4 protein-coding genes are annotated in these 3489 nt (G+C 70.2%); all 4 read right to left on the bottom strand.

Annotated elements, in window-relative coordinates:
* Positions 1–9: 9 nt before the first annotated feature.
* Positions 10–1014 carry a ParB/RepB/Spo0J family partition protein gene (locus tag ACOADB_RS05445; protein WP_378596922.1) on the bottom strand — a complete coding sequence of 335 codons (1005 nt, stop codon included), beginning with the start codon at positions 1012–1014 and terminating at the stop codon, positions 10–12.
* Positions 1011–1979: a ParA family protein gene (locus ACOADB_RS05440; protein ID WP_378596921.1), complete on the bottom strand. Its 969-nt coding sequence runs from the start codon at positions 1977–1979 to the stop codon at positions 1011–1013. Before ACOADB_RS05440 ends, ACOADB_RS05445 begins: the two co-directional genes overlap by 4 nt.
* 176 nt (positions 1980–2155) lie before the next feature.
* Complete coding sequence (gene rsmG, locus ACOADB_RS05435; protein ID WP_378596920.1) at positions 2156–2893, bottom strand: 16S rRNA (guanine(527)-N(7))-methyltransferase RsmG; 738 nt, start codon at positions 2891–2893, stop codon at positions 2156–2158.
* 93 nt (positions 2894–2986) lie between these two features.
* Positions 2987–3489, bottom strand: a 503-nt coding sequence (locus ACOADB_RS05430; protein WP_378596919.1) for a protein jag, incomplete at its 5' end; no start/stop codon positions are given.

Here is a 3489-nt window from a genome sequence, read left to right as displayed (position 1 = left end):
CGCACGAGGTCAGATCGGCCGGTCCTGGCGGTTGCGCGGGTCGATCAGGTCGACGATGCGCTGTAGGTCGCCGGTGTTGGCGAACTCGATACTGATCTTGCCCTTGGCCTTGCCCAGGTCGATCTTGACCCGCGTCTCGAGCCGGTCGCCGAGGCGATCCGAGAGCTCGACCAGCCCGGGCGCCTTCGGGCGGGCCCGGGGCGGACGCGGGGCAGCGCCGCCGACGTCACCGACCGCGACGATCTCCTCGAGGCCGCGCACCGAGATGCCCTCGGCCACGACCCGCTGCGCGAGCCGGTCCTGGAGGTCGGCCTCGGGGACGCCGAGCAACGCCCGGGCGTGACCGGCGGACAGGACGCCCGCTGCGACCCGGCGCTGGACGGCCGGGGAGAGCTTGAGCAGGCGCATCGTGTTGCTGATCTGCGGACGCGAGCGACCGATCCGCTGGGCGAGCTCCTCGTGCGTGCACGCGAAGTCCTCGAGCAGCTGCTGGTAGGCCGCGGCCTCCTCCAGCGGGTTCAGGTTGCTGCGGTGCAGGTTCTCCAGCAACGCATCGCGGAGCATCGCGGTGTCGTCGGTCTCCCGGACGATCGCCGGGATGGTGGCGAGGCCGGCCTGCTGGGTCGCGCGCCAACGCCGCTCCCCCATGACCAGCTCGAAGGTGTCCGGGCCGCTTCGTCGTACGACGACGGGCTGGAGCAGGCCGATTTCGCGGATCGAGTGGACCAATTCGGCCATCGCGTCCTCGTCGAAGACCGTCCGCGGGTTGACCGCGTTGGGCTTGATCTGGTCGACGGGCAATTCGGCGAAGTAGGCCCCGTCAACGGGCGCCAGACCCGAATCTTCGATCTGAGGGCCTCGCGCCGATTCGGTGGACCCGGGGTCCACGGACGCGCTGGAAGTGGCTCCTGCGGAAAGGTCCGCATCCTGAAATGTCGAGTTGACAGGGGGAGCCGTCGGGATGAGCGATCCGAGGCCGCGACCGAGGCCGCGACGAGGTGCCCCGGCGTTCACTGAAGACTGCCCTTCGTGACGATCTCGCGCGCCGCTTCGAGGTAGCTGAGGGCCCCCGGCGAGCCCGGATCGTAGGTCATCACGGTCTGTCCGTACGACGGTGCCTCGGAGACGCGGACCGATCGCGGGATGGCCGTCTTCACGACCTGGTCACCGAAGTGGTCGCGGACCTCCTGGGCGACACCGGCCGCGAGGCGGGTCCGGGCGTCGTACATCGTCAGCAGGATGGTGGAGACCGCGAGGTCGGGGTTCAGGTGGGCGCGGACCATGTCGACGGTCTTGAGCAGCTGGCCGAGGCCCTCCAGGGCGTAGTACTCGGCCTGGATCGGGATCATCATCTCGGCACCCGCGACGAGCGCGTTCAGGGTGAGCAGGCCGAGCGACGGCGGGCAGTCGATGAAGACGTAGTCGAACCGGTCCTCCCCCACCTTCTCCGCGGAACCGATCCGCGGGTGGGCGTCGATCGCCTTCTTCAGGCGCTGCTCGCGGGCGACGACGCTGACCAGCTCGATCTCGGCTCCGGCGAGATCGATGGTCGCCGGGACGACCCAGAGACCGGCCGCGTCGGGGCACGGCTGCGCGATGTCGGCGATCGCCAGGCCGTCCACGAGGAGCTCGTAAGTCGAGGGGGTGCCCTGGTGGTGATCGATGTTCAGCGCGGTCGACGCGTTGCCCTGGGGGTCGAGGTCGATGACCAGGACCTTCTGGCCGAGCTGGGTCATCGCGGCAGCGAGGTTGACGGTCGAGGTGGTCTTGCCGACCCCGCCCTTCTGGTTCGCCACGACGAAGACGCGCGTCTCCGAGGGTCGGGCGAGCTGCTCCTGCGGGATGCCGGCGCGCACCAGGACGGTGGCCTGTGCGGCCCGCGCCAGGGGCGTCAGGTCGTCGTCGAAGTCAGCGGCGGCCTCGGCCAGCTGGGCCGCGGTCCGGACCTGGTTCGACATCGGCGGGTACGGCGCCGTCACCGTTTCACGTGAAACGTCAGCGTCCTCGGCGGGACCGGTTTCACGTGAAACATCGTCGTTGGCCGCGACATCACTCGACACCGCTACCTGTGGATAACCAGGGCCGGTCTGTGGATGGGCACGCTCAGGACCGGTACTCCCATCGGTGGAAAACCCTTCGGGGGTGAACGGGTCGCTCACGACTTCCTCCTCTTGGAACGTGACGTACCGGGACGTGATTCGCGAGAACCACGGGTGCCACGAGGGGGCAACGATACGCGTGTTGGGTCGGCCCAGGTGACCCGGACGACCTGAATCGGATCGACACCGTCCAGGCCGCCAAACTCGGCGCCGAGGGTGTCGATGGTGGGGGGAGCGCACCGCAGCTTCGACAGCGTCGGACCAGCGGCAGCGACCTCGTCGGCAGCCGAGCTGCCCTTCATGGCGACGAGGGCTCCGTGCGGTGCGACGAGCGGCATGCTCCACCCGAGCAGTCGCTCCAGGGGAGCCACCGCGCGGGACGTGACGACGTCGTACGTCGCCTTGCCGTGCAACGCGTCGGCGCGGCCCCGGACGACCGTGACGTTGGACAGGTCCAGTTCCGCCACGACCTCCTCCAGGAACGTCGTACGACGCAGCAGGGGCTCCACCAGGGTGATGGAGAGGTCGGGGCGGGCAACAGCCACCACGAGGCCGGGCAGGCCCGCCCCGGAGCCGATGTCGACCACCGTGGCGTCCTGGGGGAGCGCGGGCGACAGCAGCGCGCAGTTGATCAGGTGCCGGTCCCACAGGCGCGGGGCTTCACGCGGCCCGATCAGGCCGCGGATCACTCCCTCGGTGGCCAGCAGCTCGGCGTACCGGATCGCCAGCGGCAACCGGTCGGCCGGGAAGACCTCGGCGGCAGCGGCCGGGACGGGTCCCACAGAAGACCGCACCCCCGGGCCTTCCGGATCCTGCGGATCCGGAGACACCGGGGGTGTGGTGGAGTCGTCTTGTTTCACGTGAAACGTCGACTGGGCCGCGGAGGCTCAGGCGTCCGCGGGGAGCACGACGACGTAGCGACGCGGCTCGACGCCCGCGGACTCCGACCGGAGGCCGGCAGCGGCGACGGCGTCGTGGACGATCTTGCGCTCGAACGGCGACATCGCGTCGAGCGACACCGGCTCGCCGGAGGCGATGACCTGGGCGGCCGTCTCCGCACCGAGCTGGGTGAGGCGGGTGCGCTTGTCCGCACGGAAGCCGGAGATGTCGAGCATCAGGCGCGAACGCTCGCCGGTCTCGCGGTAGACGGCGAGGCGGGTGAGTTCCTGCAGGGCCTCGAGCACCTTGCCGTCGGAGCCCACGAGCTGCGAGAGGTCGGCACCGACGATCGACACGGCGGCCCGGTCGGCCTCCACGTCGATGTCCAGGTCGCCGTCGAGGTCCGCGATGTCGAGCAGTTCCTCGAGGTAGTCGGCGGCGATGTCGCCTTCCTGCTCGAGGCGGGCAACCCGGTCGGCCTCGGTCTTCGGGGCGGCAGCGGCCGGAGCGT

It is taken from the genome of Nocardioides sp. CPCC 206348, assembly GCF_048654705.1.
Taxonomy (GTDB): Bacteria; Actinomycetota; Actinomycetes; order Propionibacteriales; family Nocardioidaceae; genus Nocardioides.
The sequence above is the reverse complement of the archived record's forward strand: the minus strand, read 5'-3'. Positions and strand labels throughout refer to the sequence as shown.